Source organism: Saccharothrix texasensis (assembly GCF_003752005.1).
GTDB lineage: Bacteria > Actinomycetota > Actinomycetes > Mycobacteriales > Pseudonocardiaceae > Actinosynnema > Actinosynnema texasense.
In genome coordinates this window covers 4,911,396-4,927,265 of record NZ_RJKM01000001.1, presented here as the reverse complement: position 1 = coordinate 4,927,265, position 15,870 = coordinate 4,911,396, and the positions used below count along the sequence as shown (strand labels likewise).

The window sequence follows — 15,870 nt, the reverse complement described above, 5'->3', positions numbered from 1 at the left end:
GTCAGGCGTCTCGGTCAGGCGTCTCGGGTCAGACGACTTCGGTCAGCTCGCCTGTGTGCACGTCGTAGACGAAGCCGCGCACGTTGTCCCGGTGCGGGAGGAAGGCGCTGTGCCGGACCCGGTTCACCGAGCCGCGCACGCTGTCCTTCACCTCGCGGAACGCCTCCACCGACCACGGCGGGCGCAGGCCGGACGCCTGCTCCAGCTCGTCCTTGAAGTCGTCTTCCGTGACCAGCTCCAGGCCGCAGTTCGTGTGGTGCACCAGCAGCACCTCACGGGTGCCGAGCTTGCGCTGGCTCAACGCCAGCGAGCGGATCATGTCGTCCGTCACGACACCGCCCGCGTTGCGCAGCACGTGCGCCTCACCCTGCTTGAGGCCGAAGATCTCGAACACCCGGATGCGGGAGTCCATGCAGGTCAGGATGGCCACTTGCATCGAAGGCCGCGGCGAGGAACGGTCGCCGGGAACGATGTTGCCCAATTCGGCGTTGCGGTGGAGCAGCTCGTCGATCGCGGTCATCGCACACCTCCCGTTGTTCCCTCGGATTGGAACCTGCCTCCCGCATGGCGGGCAAGCGAATCGGGCCAACCTCACGTTCACCTCATCGGGTGGCCGATGCTTCCCGGTCAATTCCACGTGACCCGGCTACCTTCGACGGCGTGACCGAGCCCACAGGCCCGCACCCGCGGTCGGTGTACTGGCGGCGCCGCGCGCTGGCCGCCTCCGGGTCGGTGGTCGCGCTGGTCCTCGCGGTCTGGCTCGTCGGGGCGCTGATCGGGCACGGCGACGCGGCGCCCGTGGCCACGCAGCCCTCATCCCGCCCGCCGGAGCCGCCCGCCACCCCCGTGGTCACGTCCTCCTCCTCGACCACGCCACCCGCTCCGCCCCCGCCACCACCGACCCTGCCGCCGGGCCCGCCTCCGCCGTGCGAGGACGCGCAGGTCGCCGTGGTGGCCGAGGTCGACAAGCCCACGACCCCCGCCGGCCGGCCCGTGCGGTTCACCATCGTCATCTCCAACACCGGCCCCCTGCCGTGCGCGAAGGAGATCGGGCGACGGGTGCGCGAGCTGGTCGTGACGAGCGTGGACGGCGTGACGCGGCTGTGGTCGAGCAACGACTGCTTCGTCACCGAGGGGTCCGAGGTGCGCGTGATGCAGCCGGGGGAGCGGTTCACCTACGGGTTGCAGTGGGCGGGCGGCACGTCGGAACCGGGCTGCCGCAAGCATTCCAGGCTGGGCGCGGGCGACTACCTCCTCACCGCTCTCGTGGCGGGCAAGGCGAGCAACCCGGTGATCTTCCGTGTGACGTGAGGTTGAGGTCGAGGGTTGGAAAAGCTTGAAAAGCATGTCCTCGCCGGACGGGCAGATCAGCAGGATGACCCCTTGCCAGGCGGTTCTGTGCCGGGTCCGTTGTGGTCCGGGGTGCGTGTCATCCCACCGACCTCCCTCCGGGCTACCACACGTATCAAGGGGGCGCCCCCAGTCGACGCCGCGGCCAGTGCTGGACAACGCCCCCTTGACACGCGCGGTAGGGCAAAGCCAGGTCGGCGGGATGACACGAACCCCTCGATTAAGCAAACCGCCCTGGCACTGACAGCGGGTCGGGTGACGGTCGACAGGGATTGATCCGGGTCCGTCGCCGCGGGCCGGTCGCTGTCGGTCCACTGACCGGCCCTTCTCCCCAGAGGAGGGGTTCGTGTCATCCCGCCGACCTGGCGCAGCCCTGCCACGCGTGTCAAGGGGGGCGTGGTCCAGTGCGGTCACGGCGTCTACTGGGGGCGCCCCCCTTGATACGTGTGGTAGCCCTTGTGGAGGTCGGCGGGATGACACGCACCCCGGACCAACGACGGACCCGGCACACAACCACCTGGCAAGGGGTCATCCTGCTGATCTGCCCGTCCGGCGAGGACACGCTTTTTGCAGCTTTTGATCTTTTCCGCACTAAAGCAGGGGCCCTCTGACCGAGGACCCCTGCGAAGCGTTCAAGAGCAAAACGGGCAGTGGAGAGCAAACGGGCGGGGAGCGGGAGTGGAGAACGGGAGTGGGCCGGTCGATGGCAGTCCGACCGGACCGGGGATCACGGGCCGAACCAGCGCTCCTCGGCCGTTCCGCGAGGCGGGGCGGCGGTGGTGCCGTGGATCAGTTCGGTGGACAGGGTGACGGCTCGGGGACGGGTGCGCTCGGCCGAGTCCAGGAGCAGCTTGCCGGCCGCGCGGCCCTTCTCCAGGACGGGCTGGCGGACCGTGGTCAGGCCGGCCTGCTCCGCTTCGCGGATGCCGTCGAAACCGGTGATGGTGATGTCGGCGGGCACGCGCAGACCGCGCCGCTGGACCTCCGCCATCGCGCCGAGAGCCAGTATGTCCGACGTGCAGATCAGCGCGGTGATCTGCGGGTCGCGCTCCAGCACCTGCGCCGCCGCCGCCGCGCCGGAGGCCATGGTGTGGTCGAACCGCTCCGCCACCGGCACGGTCTCCCAGTCCACGCCGACCGACGCGAACGCTTGCGCCAACCCCGCCAACCGGGCCCGCTGCACGTGGAAGTGCGCCGCCTGCTGCCGCTCCGGCACGACGAAGTCGTCGTTGCGGTCACGGGCCAGGCGCATGCACACCACGCCGACCCGCCGGTGCCCCAGCGAGATCAGGTGCTGCGCCAACGAGTGCATGGCCGCCTGGTCGTCGATGCCGACGCGGTCGACGTTGCCGAGGTCGGGCTGGTCGCACACCACCGTCGGCACCGGCCGCTCCAGCACCGCCGCCAGGTGGGGATCGTCGTCGGGCACCGAATACACCACGAAGCCGTCCACCCCAGCCCGGTGGACCGCCGCCACGTCCTCGCGCTCGGGGTTCGCCGGCACGAGCAGCAGCCCGGTCCCGGCGTCCTCGCACGCGAGCGCCAACCCCTCCAGGAACCCGATCGCCGCCGGGTCGCGGAACGCGTAGGACAGGTTCTCGGTGAGCAGCAAGCCCACCGCGCCGGCCTTCCTCGTCCGCAGGGAACGGGCCACCGGGTCGGGCCCCGGGTACCCGAGTCGTCTCGCTGTCTCCAACACCCGGCGTCGCAGCTCTGGCGAGAGCTGGTCGGGACGGTTGTACGCGTTGGACACCGTTGTCCGGGAAACACCCAGCTCCGCCGCCAGTGAGGCGAGCGTCGCGGGGCGTCGCACATGCATCGACCGCGCCATGAAGTGACCGTAACGGTTCAGAACCAATTACAGAAGTGGGGGTGACCGGCGTCCCTCTATAACGTCATCTCCGCAGATGAGGATGGGTTACCTCGGGGTACAATGGTCTAAACCAATGGGGCTTCAGCGGACGACTCGCGCACCACCAACCGCGGTCGGAAAACGCGCGTGTAATTCCCCGCCGGACGTCGTCGCCGATCGGGGTCGAGCCGGTGCACCAACTCGTCCACGGCCGCCGCCGCCATCTCCTCGATCGGCTGCGCCAGCGTGGTCAACGACGGCGAGCAGTACGACGCGAGCGGGATGTCGTCGAACCCCACCACGGACAGGTCGCGCGGCACGGTCAGCCCGCGCCGGTGCGCCTCCCGCAGCACGCCGATCGCCATGTGGTCGGACGAGCAGATCACCGCCGTCGGCCGCACGGTGTCCAGCAGCGTCGACACCGCCGCCGCACCGCCCTCCGGCCCGAACGGCGCGTGCGCCACGAAGTCGGACGTCGCGGGCAGCCCGTCCTCCTCCAGCGCCGCCGCCCACCCGGCCCGCTTGAGCCGCGACGGCAGCGACCGCGCCGGCCCCGACACGAACCCGATCCGCCGGTGGCCCAGCTCGACCAGGTGCCGGGTCGCCGCGTAGCCCGCGTGCTGCTCGTCCACGGTCACGTCCGGCACGTCCAGCGACGGCGTCGCCCCGTTGAGGAACACCATGTGCACGCCGTCGGCCAGCAGCTTCGCGTAGTACGACGGGCGCGGCGCCTGGCCGAGCGGCACCTCGACGTTGGTGATCTCCGGCGACACGAACACCATGCCCTCGACGCCGCGCGCCAGGAGCATCCGCACGTACTCCTCCTCGCCCATCGCGCCCGCGCCGGTGGCCCGCGTGTTGCACAGCAGCGACGAGTACCCCAGCCGCGCGGCCCGCACCTCCAGCGCCTCGGCGAACGCCGGGAACACGGGGTTCGACAGCTCGGGCACGAGCAGCCCGATCACGCCGGTCCGCTGCAACGCGCCCAGCCCGCGCGGTGTGTAAGGCATTTCCGCAAGCACCGCGAGCACGCGCTGGCGCGTCTCGTCGTTCACGCCCGCCCGGCGGTTGAGCACCCGGCTGACCGTGGAGATGCTCACCCCGGCTGCCCTGGCGATCTCGGACAGACCGGACACCGTGCCTCCTCGCAGACTCTTGGGTGAGGTGCAGCCTGCCGTCAGCGGCAAATTTTTGCAACGCCCACCTTGGTTTCTCCCAGTCAGGCGCCGCCGTTACGGCTTGGTTACGTCAAGACCCTTGACCCGGCCCTGGTCGGCGGGATGAAATCCGCGTCAACCTTTTCGCAAGTTCTTGCAAGCGCCTTCATCACGGTGGAGGCCCGCAGGAGGGACGACAGCAACGATGCGACGTACCACCCTCGTGACCGCAGTGGCGGCCGTCTCCGCCCTCGTCCTCACCGCGTGCGGTGGTGGCGACGGCGGATCGGCGTCCGGCGACTCCGGCGAGATCACCTTCTGGGACACCAGCGGCCCGAACGAGGGGCCCGTGTTCACCGCGATCGCGCAGGAGTGCGCGACCAAGGGCGGCTACAAGGTCAAGACCGAGACCGTGCCCTTCGACGCGGCCCTGAACAACTACCGCACCGCCGCGCAGGGCGGCCAGGGCCCGGACGTCTTCCGGGCCGAGGTCGCGTGGGTGTCGCAGCTGGCCAAGCTGGGCTACATCGCCGACCTGGCCGGCACCGAGCTGGCGAACGACACGTCGGACTTCCTGGACACGCCGCTCGGCTCCACCAAGTACGACGGCAAGACCTACGGCGTCCCCCAGGTCACCGACTCGCTGGCGCTGTTCTACAACAAGAAGCTGCTGGCCGACGCCGGTGTCGAGCCGCCGAAGACGTGGGACGAGGTCAAGACCGCCGCGGCCAAGCTCGGCGGCGAGAAGACGATCTTCATCAACAACGACGCGTACTACGCGCTGCCGTTCATCTACGGCGAGGGCGGCGACCTGGTCGACGCCGACGCCAAGAAGATCGTGGTCAACTCGGCGGAGAACGTGAAGGCGCTGGAGACCGCCAAGGGCCTGCTCGACGCCAAGGCCGCGTCCACCGCGCTGGACCCGTCGAACTCCTACAACAACATGCAGGCCGCGTTCACCTCCGGCGAGGTCGCCATGGTGGTCAACGGCCCGTGGTCGGTCGCCGACTACCTCAAGGGCGCCGCGTTCACCGACGCCGCCAACCTGGGCATCGCGCCCGTGCCCGGCGCCACCGCGGGCAAGGGCTCCGCGCCGGTCGGCGGCCACGACTACGTGATCCGGCAGGGCACCAAGGCCAAGGACTCGTCGGTCAAGTTCATCGCCTGCATGAGCAGCACCGAGTCGCAGGTGCGCATCGCCAAGGAGCTGGGCGTGCTGCCCACCCGCAAGTCCGCCTACGAGAACGCCGACGTGAAGGCCAACGCGGTCGTGTCCGCGTTCGAGCCGGTCGTCACCGCCGCCCACCCGCGCGCGTGGATCCCCGAGGGCGGCCAGCTGTTCGACCCGCTGAAGATCGCCTACGCCGACGTGCTGGCGGGCAAGAAGGACGCCAAGACGGCGCTGGACGAGGTGGCCAAGTCGTACAAGGACACCGTCGTCCCCGAGTACACCGTCGGCTGACCATCCCCCGTGGCGCCCGGTCCGACCACGGGCCGGGCGCCGCGGGGCGGCGAAGGGAGACTTCGGTGCGCAGGTTCCTGGACCGGCACTGGTACGCGTACGCGATGGTGCTGCCGGTCGTGGTGGTCATCGCGGTGTTGGTGCTGTTCCCGCTCGCCCAGGGCGTGTTCTTCACCTTCACCGACATCAACGAGGGCAACATCGCCAACCCGATCCTCGACCGGCCGGCGACCTACGTCTCCGTTGGCCTCGACAACTACCTGAACGTGCTGTCCGGCGACGCCAGCTACGGCGCGTTCTGGTCGACGCTGGTGCGGACGCTGATCTGGACGTTCGGCTGCGTGTTCTTCCACTACACGATCGGCCTGGGCCTCGCGCTGCTGCTCAACCGGGAGGTGCGCGGCCGGGCGGTGTACCGGGTGCTGCTGATCCTGCCGTGGGCCGTGCCCGCGTTCATCAGCGCGTTCGCGTGGAAGTACATGTTCAACGCGCAGTACGGGATCATCAACCAGTTCCTGCGCTTCCTCGGCCTGGACGACCCGCCGGTGTGGCTCGGCCAGTCGGACTGGGCGCTCGTCGCGGTGATCATCGTCAACGTGTGGCTCGGCGTGCCGTTCATGATGGTGGCGCTGCTCGGCGGCCTCCAGTCGATCCCCGGCGACCTCTACGAGGCGGCCGAGGTGGACGGCGCGACGCCGTGGCAGCGGTTCCGCAACGTGACGCTGCCCGGCCTGCGGTCGGTGTCCAGCACGGTGGTGCTGCTCGGCATCATCTGGACGTTCAACATGTTCGCGATCATCTACCTGATCACCGGGCCGAACCCGAACACCCGCATCCTGGTGACCTACGCGTTCGAGCGGTTCTTCTCCGGAGCGTCCCGCGACTTCGCGGTGGCGTCGACCTACGGCGTGCTGATCCTGTCCGTGCTGCTCGTGTTCGCGGGTGTGTACCGGCGGGCGCTGCGCAAGCAAGGCGAGGTGTGGTGATGACGGTCGAAGCCGCTTCGTTGAAGGCGGTCCCGCAGGCCCGCGTGCGTCCGCGCTCGCGACGGTCGCCGCTGGCCGGCGCGGGGCTGCACGGCGCGCTGGTCGTGGCGTCGCTGATCGCGGTGTTCCCGGTGTTCTGGGTGCTGGTGACGTCGTTCAAGCCGGACGCCAAGGCCGTGGAGACCACGCCGAAGCTGGTCAACGACTCCAGCCTGGACAACTACGGGCGGATCCTGGCCGGCGAGAAGGGCGACTTCCTGGCGTGGTTCGGGAACTCGGTGCTGATCGCGCTGATGACCACGGTGCTCGCGGTGTTCCTGTCCGCGACGACCGGGTACGCGGCGTCGCGGTTCCGGTTCCCGGGCAAGCGGTCGCTGATGCTGTCGTTCCTGGTCGTGCAGATGTTCCCGTTCGCGGTGCTGATCGTGCCGCTGTACAACATCCTGCTGGCCCTCGGGCTGCAGGGCACGTCGCTCGGCCTGGTGCTGGTCTACTGCACCACCGCCGTGCCGTTCTGCACGTACATGCTGAAGGGCTACTTCGACACCATCCCGAACGACATCGACGAGGCCGGGCGGGTGGACGGCCTGACGCCGTTCGGCGTGTTCTGGCGGCTGGTGCTGCCCCTGGCCCGGCCGGGCCTGGCCGTGACGGCGTTCTACGCGTTCCTGACGGCGTGGGGCGAGGTGGCGTTCGCGTCCGCGTTCCTGTCGGCGGCGGACGAGTCGAAGACGCTGGCCGTGGGGCTGCAGGTGTTCGTGCAGCAGAACCGGACCGAGTGGGGCCACCTGGCGGCGGCCTCGATCCTGGTCGCGATCCCGGCGATCGTCGTGTTCTACCTGGTGCAGCGCTTCCTGGTGACGGGCTTGTCGTCGGGCGCGGTGAAGGGCTGAGCCGCGGGGGCCTCCGCCTCGTCGCGGAGGCCCTTCCCGGTCAGACCTCGATGACCTCGACCAACTGCTCGAGCCCGACGAAGTCCTTCGGGTTGCGGGTGTAGAGCGGCAGGTCGTGGCACGAGGCGATGGCCGCGATCATCAGGTCCAGCTTGCGCGAACGGGGATCACGGCCGGCCGCGAGCGTCAGCCCGATCAGGCTGCCGTAGCGCGCGGACGCGCGGCGGTCGAAGGGCAGGGCGTCGAAGTCCACGACCGCGGTGGCCACCTGCGTCGTCCGAGCCGCGCGGGTCGCCGCGTCCTTCGCGGCCATCACCCCGTGGTGCAACTCGGCGAGCGTGATCGTGGTCAGTCCGGGAGTCGCCGGCAGGACCTCCGGGTGCAAGAGGTCGAGGTCGATGTACGCGGACGTGTCCAAGACGCCGGAGTAGCGGTCAGCCACGGCTGCGCTGCCACGGGTCGTCGTCGATGCGGTCGACGCCGAAGAGTTCGTCGATCTCCGCGCGCATCCGCGCGAAGTCGACCCGCGGCAGGCGCTTGTGCCGCTCGACGAGCTCCTCCGCGGTCCACGGCCGTCCGTCCGCTCGCCGGTGGAGTTCGATGATCTCGCCGTCGCGACCCGTGACGCGGAGTGCCTCGCCTGCTTCGAGTGCTTCCAGGACTTGCGCGGGGTTCCGGTCGAACTCCCGTTGGCTGATGACCTTCATGGCGGAGAGGCTAGGGAGCCGGCACCGGGCGCGCCAGCAGCAAGACCGCTGGTCAAGGGCCTGACCCGCGCGTCTCGATCGGGTGATCGCCGCCCCTCCGTACCTGGTGGCGGGCGGGCGGCGGGCACCGGGGGGAGCGGTCGGGCGGCCCCGGCGCTGAACCGATCCGGAACTAGACCAATTCACCCGTTCCCGTAAGCGCTTGCAATCCCTAGCGTTGAGGCAAAGCTTGGTAGTGAAAGGTGCGTGGCATGGCTGAGGTCGCCTACGTCAAGGCTTCGCGGATCTTCTCCGGCAACCCGCCGGTCCGCGCGGTCGACGAGCTGTCGTTGGACGTCACCGACGGCGAGTTCCTGGTACTGGTCGGTCCGTCCGGCTCCGGCAAGTCCACCGCGCTGCGGATGCTCGCGGGTCTGGAGGACATCGACGAGGGCGCCATCCACATCGGCGGCAAGGACGTCACCAACGTCCCGCCCAAGGGCCGCGACATCGCGATGGTGTTCCAGTCCTACGCGCTGTACCCGCACATGACGGTCGCGGAGAACATGGGCTTCGCGCTCAAGCTGCGCGGCGTCAACAAGACCGAGATCCGGGAGAAGGTCGCCGAGGCGGCCAGGATGCTGGACCTCGAGAAGTACCTGGACCGCAAGCCGAAGGCGCTGTCCGGCGGTCAGCGGCAGCGCGTCGCGATGGGCCGCGCGATCGTCCGCGAGCCTTCCGTGTTCCTCATGGACGAGCCGCTGTCGAACCTGGACGCGAAGCTCCGCGTGGAGACCCGCGCGAACATCGCCGCCCTCCAGGCCCGCCTGGACACCACCACGATCTACGTCACGCACGACCAGGTCGAGGCCATGACCATGGGCCACCGGGTCGCCGTGCTCAAGGACGGCCTGCTCCAGCAGTGCGACACCCCGCGCGCGCTGTACGACAAGCCGGCCAACGCGTTCGTCGCCGGCTTCATGGGCTCGCCCGCGATGAACCTGAAGACCGTGCCGCTGACGTCGGAGGGTGCGAAGCTCGACGGCATCGTGGTGCCGCTGGAGCGCCGCGCGCTGGACAAGGCGGCGGGCGAGGGCCTGTCCGAGGTGACGTTCGGCATCCGGCCCGAGTCGCTGGCGCTGGTCAGCTCCTCGGAGCAGGGCATGGACATGACCGTCGAGCTGGTCGAGGAGCTGGGCGCGGACGCGCTCATGCACGGCTCGGTCCGCATCGGCGACGTGCCCGAGCGGTTCGTGGTCCGCGTCGACGGCCGCACGCCGCCGACCCTGGGCCAGACCGTCAAGGTCGCCGTGCGCGACGCCAGCGAGGTCCACCTGTTCCACCCCGAGTCGGGCCACCGCCTGACCGACTGACGATCGTCGAGCCCGCAGGGGCCGCCTCCCGCGCCGCGGTGAGGTGGCCCCTGTGGCGTGTAAAACACCCGGTCGGTGGACATGTCGGTCGCGGAGCGTTCTAAACTGAACTCGACAACGGTTTCCATTGCCTATGTGTCAGCCTGTCGAGGAGTGCTCTGATGACCGTCCGCAACGCGTTGCTCGGCGCGGTGGCCGCCGCGACCGCCGTCGTCCTCACCGCCTGCGGTGCCCAGGACACCCCCGCCGCGAACGACGGCACGATCAAGGTCGTCGCCTCCACCAACGTGTGGGGCAGCGTGGTGAAGGCCGTCGGCGGCGACGCCGTGCAGGTCAGCGCCATCATCGACGACCCGTCCGGCGACCCGCACTCCTACGAGAGCAAGCCGTCCGACCTGGCCGCGGTGCGCGACGCCGAGCTCGTCATCTTCAACGGCGGCGGCTACGACGACTTCTTCGCCACCCTGCTCGGCCCCGAGACCGAGGGCGCCAAGAAGATCGAGGCGTTCCCGGTGTCCGGCAAGGCCTCCGAGCACGAGGAGCCCGAGGCGTCCGCCGAGCCGGAGGGCGAGGAGCACCACGACCACGCCGTCAACGAGCACGTCTGGTACGACTTCGAGACCGTCCGCAAGGTCGCCGACCAGGCCGCCGCCGACCTCGGCGCCATCGCACCGGACAAGAAGGCGACCTTCGACGCCAACGCGAAGGACTTCACCGCCGAGCTGACCGACCTGGAGCGGCGCGTCGAGGGCAAGGGCGCGGGCAAGAAGGTGGTGGCGACCGAGCCGGTGGCCCACTACCTGCTCGACACCGCGGGCGTCGAGGACGTCACGCCGGAGTCGTTCAGCGAGGCCGTGGAGAACGAGACCGACATCCCCGCCGCCGCGCTCGCCGACGTCACCCGCCTGATCGAGCAGAAGCAGGTCGCCGCGCTGGTCAACAACGCGCAGACGGAGAACGCGGGCACGCAGCGGGTCGTCGAGCAGGCCAAGGCGGCGGGCGTGCCCATCGCCGAGGTGACCGAGACGTTGCCCGAGGGCGTCACGGGTTACCTTGATTGGATGACGAAGCAGGTCGACTCGCTGGTGGGAGCGCTCGGCGCATGACGCTTTCGGGCAGGACGGCCCAGGTGGCGGACCAGTCGACGCGCGCGGCGGTCGCGTTGCGCGGCGCGCGGCTGTCCTACGGCGACCGCGTGCTGTGGGACGGGCTGGACCTGGACGTCGCCCCCGGCGAGTTCGTGGCCGTGCTCGGGCCCAACGGCTCGGGCAAGACCAGCCTCATCCGGGTGCTGCTCGGCCTGCAGCCGCTGTCCGCGGGCACGGTCCGGGTCGCTGGCGGCAACCGGCGCATCGGCTACATCCCGCAGCAGCGGGCGATCGACTCCAGCCTCGCGCTGCGCGGCCGGGACCTGGTCGGGTTCGGCCTGGACGGGCACCGCTGGGGCATCGGCTGGGGTGGCCGCCGCGAGCGCCGGGCCAGGGTGGACGCGGCGCTGGAGTCGGTCGGCGCGACGAGGTACGCCGACGAGCCCGTCGGCCTGCTCTCCGGCGGCGAGCAGCAGCGGCTGCGGGTGGCGCAGGCCCTGGTCGGCGACCCCGAGGTGCTGCTGTGCGACGAGCCGCTGCTCTCGCTCGACCTCGCGCACCAGCGCGTGGTCAGCGACCTGATCGACGCCCGGCGCCGGGCCGAGGGCACGGCCGTGCTGTTCGTGACCCACGAGATCAACCCGATCCTGCCGCTGGTCGACCGGGTGCTGTACCTGGTCGAGGGCCGGTTCCGGATCGGCCCGCCCGCCGAGGTGATGACCTCGCGGACGTTGACCGAGCTGTACCGCACGAACGTCGAAGTGGTCCGCGTGCGCGACCAGATCCACGTGGTCGGCGCGCAGCACGTGTGCGAGGACGAGCCGCACCACGTGGCGGGATGAAGGGCTGATGGAGAACTTCTTCGACCTCGGGCAGACGCTCGACCTGCTGCGCTACGTCCAGCCGATGCTCATCGCGGGCGCCGTGCTCGGGCTGGTGGCGGGGCTGCTCGGCCCGCTCGTGGTGACCCGCAAGATGGCGTTCGCCGTGCACGGCACGAGCGAGCTGGCGTTCACCGGCGGCGCGGCGGCCCTGCTGCTCGGGGTCGGCGTCGGGTACGGCGCGCTGGCCGGGTCGGTCGTCGCCGCGCTGCTCCTCGGCCTGCTCAGCACGCGCGACTCGGACCGCGACTCGGTGATCGGCGCGATCCTGGCGTTCGGCCTGGGCTTGGGCGTGCTGTTCCTGGCCCTCTACAACGGCCGTGCGGCGAACAAGTTCGGCCTGCTGACCGGTCAGGTGGTCAGCGTCGGTTCGACCGACCTGTGGCTGCTCATCGGCGCGTCGGTCGCCGTGCTGGCCGTGCTGGCGGTCATCTACCGGCCGCTGCACTTCGCCAGCGTGGACGCCGCGGTGGCGGTGGCGCGCGGCGTGCCGGTGCGGACCCTGTCGGTGGTGTTCGCGGTGCTGGTGGGCGTGGCGACGGCGTTGAGCGTGCAGCTGGTGGGCGCGCTGCTCGTGCTGTCGCTGATGATCACGCCGGCGGCGGCGGCCACGAGGGTCACCGCGAGCCCGGTGCGGGCCACCGTGCTGGCCGTGGTGTTCGCTGAGGTGTCCGTGCTCGGCGGGATGCTCCTGTCGCTCGCGCCGGGCATGCCGGTGAGCGCGTTCGTCACCGCGGTCTCGTTCCTGATCTACCTGGTCTGCCGGCTGATGAGCGGCAAACGGGAAAGAGTCCAGTAATACGTTTAGGACCAGCCGCCAGTGGGTACTCGCGGGTGTAGGGGGCACCAGAGGCCCGGTCGCGGGACGCGGGCCGCGCGGAGACACGGGTGCCATGCGCAGCATGAGGACCACGTCGGCGGACCACCGCGGTCGCGGTGGTGGGCCCGGTCGCGCCTCGTGCGTTTCCGCGCCACGCCGGCAAGCCCGCCGCACCCCTGCCCCGGACGCCGGCCGCGCCGGGGACCTCGAGGACTTACGCGGTGCGGGTGACCTCGGCGGACGCCGCCTGGTCGGGCGCGGCCGCGCCCTCCGCCACCGGCTGGTCGCCCCGCGGCGCGGGCAGCAGCCGGATCTCGCCGCCGGCCACCCGCACCTGGTTGCGCCCGTTCTCCTTGGCCGCGTAGAGCGCCGCGTCGGCGAAGTGCTGCGCGTCCTGGAGGCACTCGCCGTTGTCCGGCAGCACGGCCACGCCGATGGACGCCGAGATGGCGCGCACCTCCGGCCCGTCCGGCGTCAACGGCAGGTTCCGGCCCCGCAGGGTGACGGTGTTGCGGTGCTTGTCGGTGGTCATCACGGACATCTCGCCGATCGCCTCGCGCACCCGTTCGGCGATGGCCGTGCCCTGGGCCAGGCCCGTGTCGGCGAGCACCACGACGAACTCCTCGCCGCCGTCGCGCCCGGCCACGTCGCCCGGCCGCAGCTTCTCCCGCAGGATCCGGCCGACCTCGGCCAGCACGGCGTTGCCCGCCGGGTGGCCCCAGGTGTCGTTGATCCGCTTGAAGTGGTCCAGGTCGATGGCCAGCACGGTCACCGGCTGGTTGTCGTGGCGGCACCGGTCGGTGAGCCTGCCGCCGTACTCGGCCAGGCCGTTGGTGTTGAGCAGCCCGGTCCGGTAGTCGGTGTGCGCGTCCTCGGCCAGCCGCGCCTGCAGCTGCTCCTGCTCGCGCAGCAGCCGCTCGAGGTGCGCCCGCCGCTGCGCGGCGTGGTAGAGCAGCGAGTTCACCAGGATCACCGGGAAGACCAGCAGCAGCGGACCCACCCAGTGGGTGGTCATCAGCATGCCGAGCATGGCGCCCGCGCCGAGCGTGCTCAGCTCCAGCATGTTGTCCGCGCGCGAGCCCAGGAACTCCTGGATGCGGGTGTGCGGGGTGACGATCTTCAACGCGACAGCGATGTTCATGCCCTGCGCGCCCCAGTTGACCAGGGCGGCCGCGATGAGCACGAGCACCAGGCCCAGGTCGGTCGGGATGACGCCGGTGGCCAGCAGGGACAGCCCGGACAGGTGCACCACGGCCCAGGCCAGCATGGTGCCGCCGAGGATGCTCGCGGAGCTGAACACGAACCGGTACGGCTGGCGGCGGGCGATCGGCTGGATCAGGATCCGCATCCAGATCGTGACGAGCACGGCCAGCGCGCCCGGCAGCGCGATGGCGGCGGCGAACGTCCAGACCGACGTCAGGTCGATGTGCGGACCGGCCGACTCGTTGCGGCGCGACTCCTCGGCCCGGCGGACGATCATGAGGTGGACGGTGACCGCGAACATCACCGCGCCGAATCGGAGCCAGTCGGCGTTCGAGATCGAGCCGAGGCCGATGAGCAGCCAAATGGCGGCAGCCGCTACCGCCGATTCGATGAAGAAGAAGTACACCAGTGCGGCCGGTCGCAACGTCCACAGATCCCAGTTGCGAATCGAGGGCCGGCCGACTGCCCCAGAGGCCTTCTGGTCAGTCAAACTGTTCTCCACCACGACCCCCTACCCTCTGCCCGGCGCCGCGTGGCGAACGCCGTTCGCAGCGGCACGTCCGTGCCCGAGATGCGCACTGAGGAGGTGTTCGCCATGCGCAACCGCGACATGTGAGCCGCTCCCTCCATCCCGGACCGAATGTTCACCGTACGTGCCCGCGGGCTAGCGGGCCGCAGCCGAGGGGTCCTTCATGTTTGACAATCGCGATATGTGATGAGTCCGTTTCAGATCGCCACCGCTTTCGGGTCGTCCCGGGTGCGGGCCCGTCGCCAGGCTACGGTCGCCTGCGTGGCCAGCAACAGCCCGATGCCGCCTGCACCCGCGATCGTCGCGGTGACCGAGCCGACCGTGTGCGCCACGACACCGGCCAACGCCATCCCGCCGCCCTGCGACGAGCGCAGAGCGGCACGGCCGATGCCGTACGCGCGACCGCGGTAGGCGTCGGGCAGGATGCGCATCCACGCCGAGCGCGCGGGCGTGTGGTACGCACCGGCCATACCGGCGATCACCAGCAGGGCGATGGTCCAGGTCAGGTTCGGGTTCAGCGCGAACATGACCAGAGGGGCCAAGGACAGTATGGCGAGCGGGCCGATGAGCCGCTCGCGCTTCGCGGGATCGCGCACCACCCGGAACAGCACGGCCACGCCGAGGACGTTGGCGGCGGGCTCGATGGCCAGGATCAGGCCGACGGCCCACACCGCGTCCAGACTCGCCGCCAGGGGCACGGCGAGTCCCTCCGGGACCATCGCGAGACCGGCCAGCAGGCGCATGCCCATCAGGCTCCGCAGCCGCGGCTCGGTCACCAGGAGCGTGAACGCACCCTTGGGGCCTTCGGGGTCCCGCTTCGTGCCGCGCGGGTCCGCGGCCGGCCGGTGCTTCACCGACAGCTGCACCAGGATCGCCACCCACACGAACGAGGCCGCGTCGATGGCCAGCGCGACGTTGGCGCCGGCGTTCGTGACGAGGAACCCGGCGGCGGCCAGGCCGACCATCTGGGCGACGTCCACCGACGTGCCGAACAGGGCCACGCCGTCGTCGTAGCGCTTGTCCGGCAGGACGTGCGGCAGGCTCGCCTCCTGCGCCGCCAGGAACGGCGACGAGATCATCAGCACGACCACCAGCAGCACGATCATCAGCCACAGCGGCGAGCCGGGAATGGCCATCAGGCCCACCAGGACGGCCTGCAACCACGCGCACCACACCATCACCGTGCGACGGGGGAACCGGTCCGCGAGCCAGCCCAGCAGCGGGCCGGAGACCAGCGGCGGGAACAGCGTCAACGACCACGTGAGGGCGGTCCACGCGGCGGACTGGGTGCGCTCGAACACCAAGAGGGAGAGCGCGACCGCGGCGAGTTGATCGCCGACGGTGGACACCGTCGAGCCGATCCACATGCCGCGGAACTCGCGGTTGCCCACGAGCGCGCGGATGGTCCCCCCGGAAGTCACAACTCCCCCAGGTTGGTCGGCCCCGATGAGTGAGTCACGTTACCCCCACCCGAAGTAACAATTCCCTCGGTTAGCACGGTAGAAGCTGCCGGATGTGCAATCTCTGTCCTACCACACTGTGTACCCGAACGGAGCAGGTCGGTTACATAAAGTAGTTGCAACAGCGAAA

General features: G+C 70.3%; 15 protein-coding genes. 8 read left to right on the top strand and 7 right to left on the bottom strand.

Annotated elements, in window-relative coordinates:
- Nucleotides 1-28 precede the first annotated feature (28 nt).
- Nucleotides 29-520 (bottom strand): beta-class carbonic anhydrase, encoded by a 492-nt coding sequence (locus EDD40_RS21175; protein ID WP_123744470.1) that lies wholly within the window; start codon nucleotides 518-520, stop codon nucleotides 29-31.
- Between the two features lie 140 nt (nucleotides 521-660).
- On the opposite strand from EDD40_RS21175, the gene EDD40_RS42685 reads away from it, so the two are divergent.
- Nucleotides 661-1,311, top strand: coding sequence for a hypothetical protein (locus EDD40_RS42685; RefSeq protein WP_211348217.1), 651 nt, complete (start codon nucleotides 661-663; stop codon nucleotides 1,309-1,311).
- Nucleotides 1,312-2,077: 766 nt separating this feature from the next.
- Here EDD40_RS42685 and EDD40_RS21160 read toward each other — a convergent pair.
- A complete protein-coding gene (locus EDD40_RS21160) occupies nucleotides 2,078-3,181 on the bottom strand; it encodes a LacI family DNA-binding transcriptional regulator (protein WP_123744468.1) in 1,104 nt (367 codons plus the stop codon).
- Nucleotides 3,182-3,288: 107 nt separating this feature from the next.
- On the bottom strand, nucleotides 3,289-4,338 hold the full coding sequence (locus tag EDD40_RS21155; protein ID WP_123744467.1) for a LacI family DNA-binding transcriptional regulator: 1,050 nt from the start codon (nucleotides 4,336-4,338) through the stop codon (nucleotides 3,289-3,291).
- Nucleotides 4,339-4,582: 244 nt separating this feature from the next.
- Here EDD40_RS21155 and EDD40_RS21150 point away from each other — a divergent pair, with 244 nt between their 5' ends.
- The 3 genes from EDD40_RS21150 (at nucleotide 4,583) to EDD40_RS21140 (ending at nucleotide 7,700) form a co-directional block, all read left to right on the top strand.
- Nucleotides 4,583-5,821 (top strand): extracellular solute-binding protein, encoded by a 1,239-nt coding sequence (locus tag EDD40_RS21150; RefSeq protein WP_246037755.1) that lies wholly within the window; start codon nucleotides 4,583-4,585, stop codon nucleotides 5,819-5,821.
- 65 nt (nucleotides 5,822-5,886) lie between these two features.
- Nucleotides 5,887-6,807, top strand: coding sequence for a carbohydrate ABC transporter permease (locus EDD40_RS21145; protein WP_425471235.1), 921 nt, complete (start codon nucleotides 5,887-5,889; stop codon nucleotides 6,805-6,807).
- Complete coding sequence (locus tag EDD40_RS21140; protein ID WP_123744465.1) at nucleotides 6,807-7,700, top strand: sugar ABC transporter permease; 894 nt, start codon at nucleotides 6,807-6,809, stop codon at nucleotides 7,698-7,700. The genes EDD40_RS21145 and EDD40_RS21140 overlap by 1 nt, the downstream gene beginning before the upstream one ends.
- 40 nt (nucleotides 7,701-7,740) lie before the next feature.
- Here EDD40_RS21140 and EDD40_RS21135 read toward each other — a convergent pair whose 3' ends face one another.
- Together EDD40_RS21135 and EDD40_RS21130 are read right to left on the bottom strand one after the other, a co-directional pair.
- Nucleotides 7,741-8,142 (bottom strand): PIN domain-containing protein, encoded by a 402-nt coding sequence (locus EDD40_RS21135; protein WP_123744464.1) that lies wholly within the window; start codon nucleotides 8,140-8,142, stop codon nucleotides 7,741-7,743.
- Nucleotides 8,135-8,407 carry a PhdYeFM domain-containing protein gene (locus EDD40_RS21130; protein ID WP_123744463.1) on the bottom strand — a complete coding sequence of 91 codons (273 nt, stop codon included), beginning with the start codon at nucleotides 8,405-8,407 and terminating at the stop codon, nucleotides 8,135-8,137. The genes EDD40_RS21135 and EDD40_RS21130 overlap by 8 nt, the downstream gene beginning before the upstream one ends.
- Before the next feature lie 251 nt (nucleotides 8,408-8,658).
- Between EDD40_RS21130 and EDD40_RS21125 the strand changes: the two genes are divergently transcribed.
- The 4 genes from EDD40_RS21125 to EDD40_RS21110 all read left to right on the top strand — a co-directional run bounded on the left by EDD40_RS21125 (nucleotide 8,659) and on the right by EDD40_RS21110 (nucleotide 12,527).
- Complete coding sequence (locus EDD40_RS21125) at nucleotides 8,659-9,759, top strand: ABC transporter ATP-binding protein (protein WP_123744462.1); 1,101 nt, start codon at nucleotides 8,659-8,661, stop codon at nucleotides 9,757-9,759.
- Nucleotides 9,760-9,920: 161 nt separating this feature from the next.
- The gene (locus tag EDD40_RS21120) at nucleotides 9,921-10,865 is read left to right on the top strand and encodes a metal ABC transporter solute-binding protein, Zn/Mn family (protein WP_123744461.1); all 945 of its coding nucleotides are present in this window, start codon (nucleotides 9,921-9,923) and stop codon (nucleotides 10,863-10,865) included.
- Complete coding sequence (locus EDD40_RS21115) at nucleotides 10,862-11,689, top strand: metal ABC transporter ATP-binding protein (RefSeq protein WP_123744460.1); 828 nt, start codon at nucleotides 10,862-10,864, stop codon at nucleotides 11,687-11,689. Before EDD40_RS21120 ends, EDD40_RS21115 begins: the two co-directional genes overlap by 4 nt.
- Before the next feature lie 7 nt (nucleotides 11,690-11,696).
- Nucleotides 11,697-12,527 carry a metal ABC transporter permease gene (locus tag EDD40_RS21110; RefSeq protein WP_123744459.1) on the top strand — a complete coding sequence of 277 codons (831 nt, stop codon included), beginning with the start codon at nucleotides 11,697-11,699 and terminating at the stop codon, nucleotides 12,525-12,527.
- Between the two features lie 235 nt (nucleotides 12,528-12,762).
- On the opposite strand, the gene EDD40_RS21105 is transcribed toward EDD40_RS21110, so the two are convergent.
- Nucleotides 12,763-14,241: a GGDEF domain-containing protein gene (locus tag EDD40_RS21105; RefSeq protein WP_246037754.1), complete on the bottom strand. Its 1,479-nt coding sequence runs from the start codon at nucleotides 14,239-14,241 to the stop codon at nucleotides 12,763-12,765.
- Between the two features lie 236 nt (nucleotides 14,242-14,477).
- Nucleotides 14,478-15,701, bottom strand: coding sequence for an MFS transporter (locus EDD40_RS21100; RefSeq protein ID WP_123744457.1), 1,224 nt, complete (start codon nucleotides 15,699-15,701; stop codon nucleotides 14,478-14,480).
- Nucleotides 15,702-15,870: the final 169 nt, after the last annotated feature.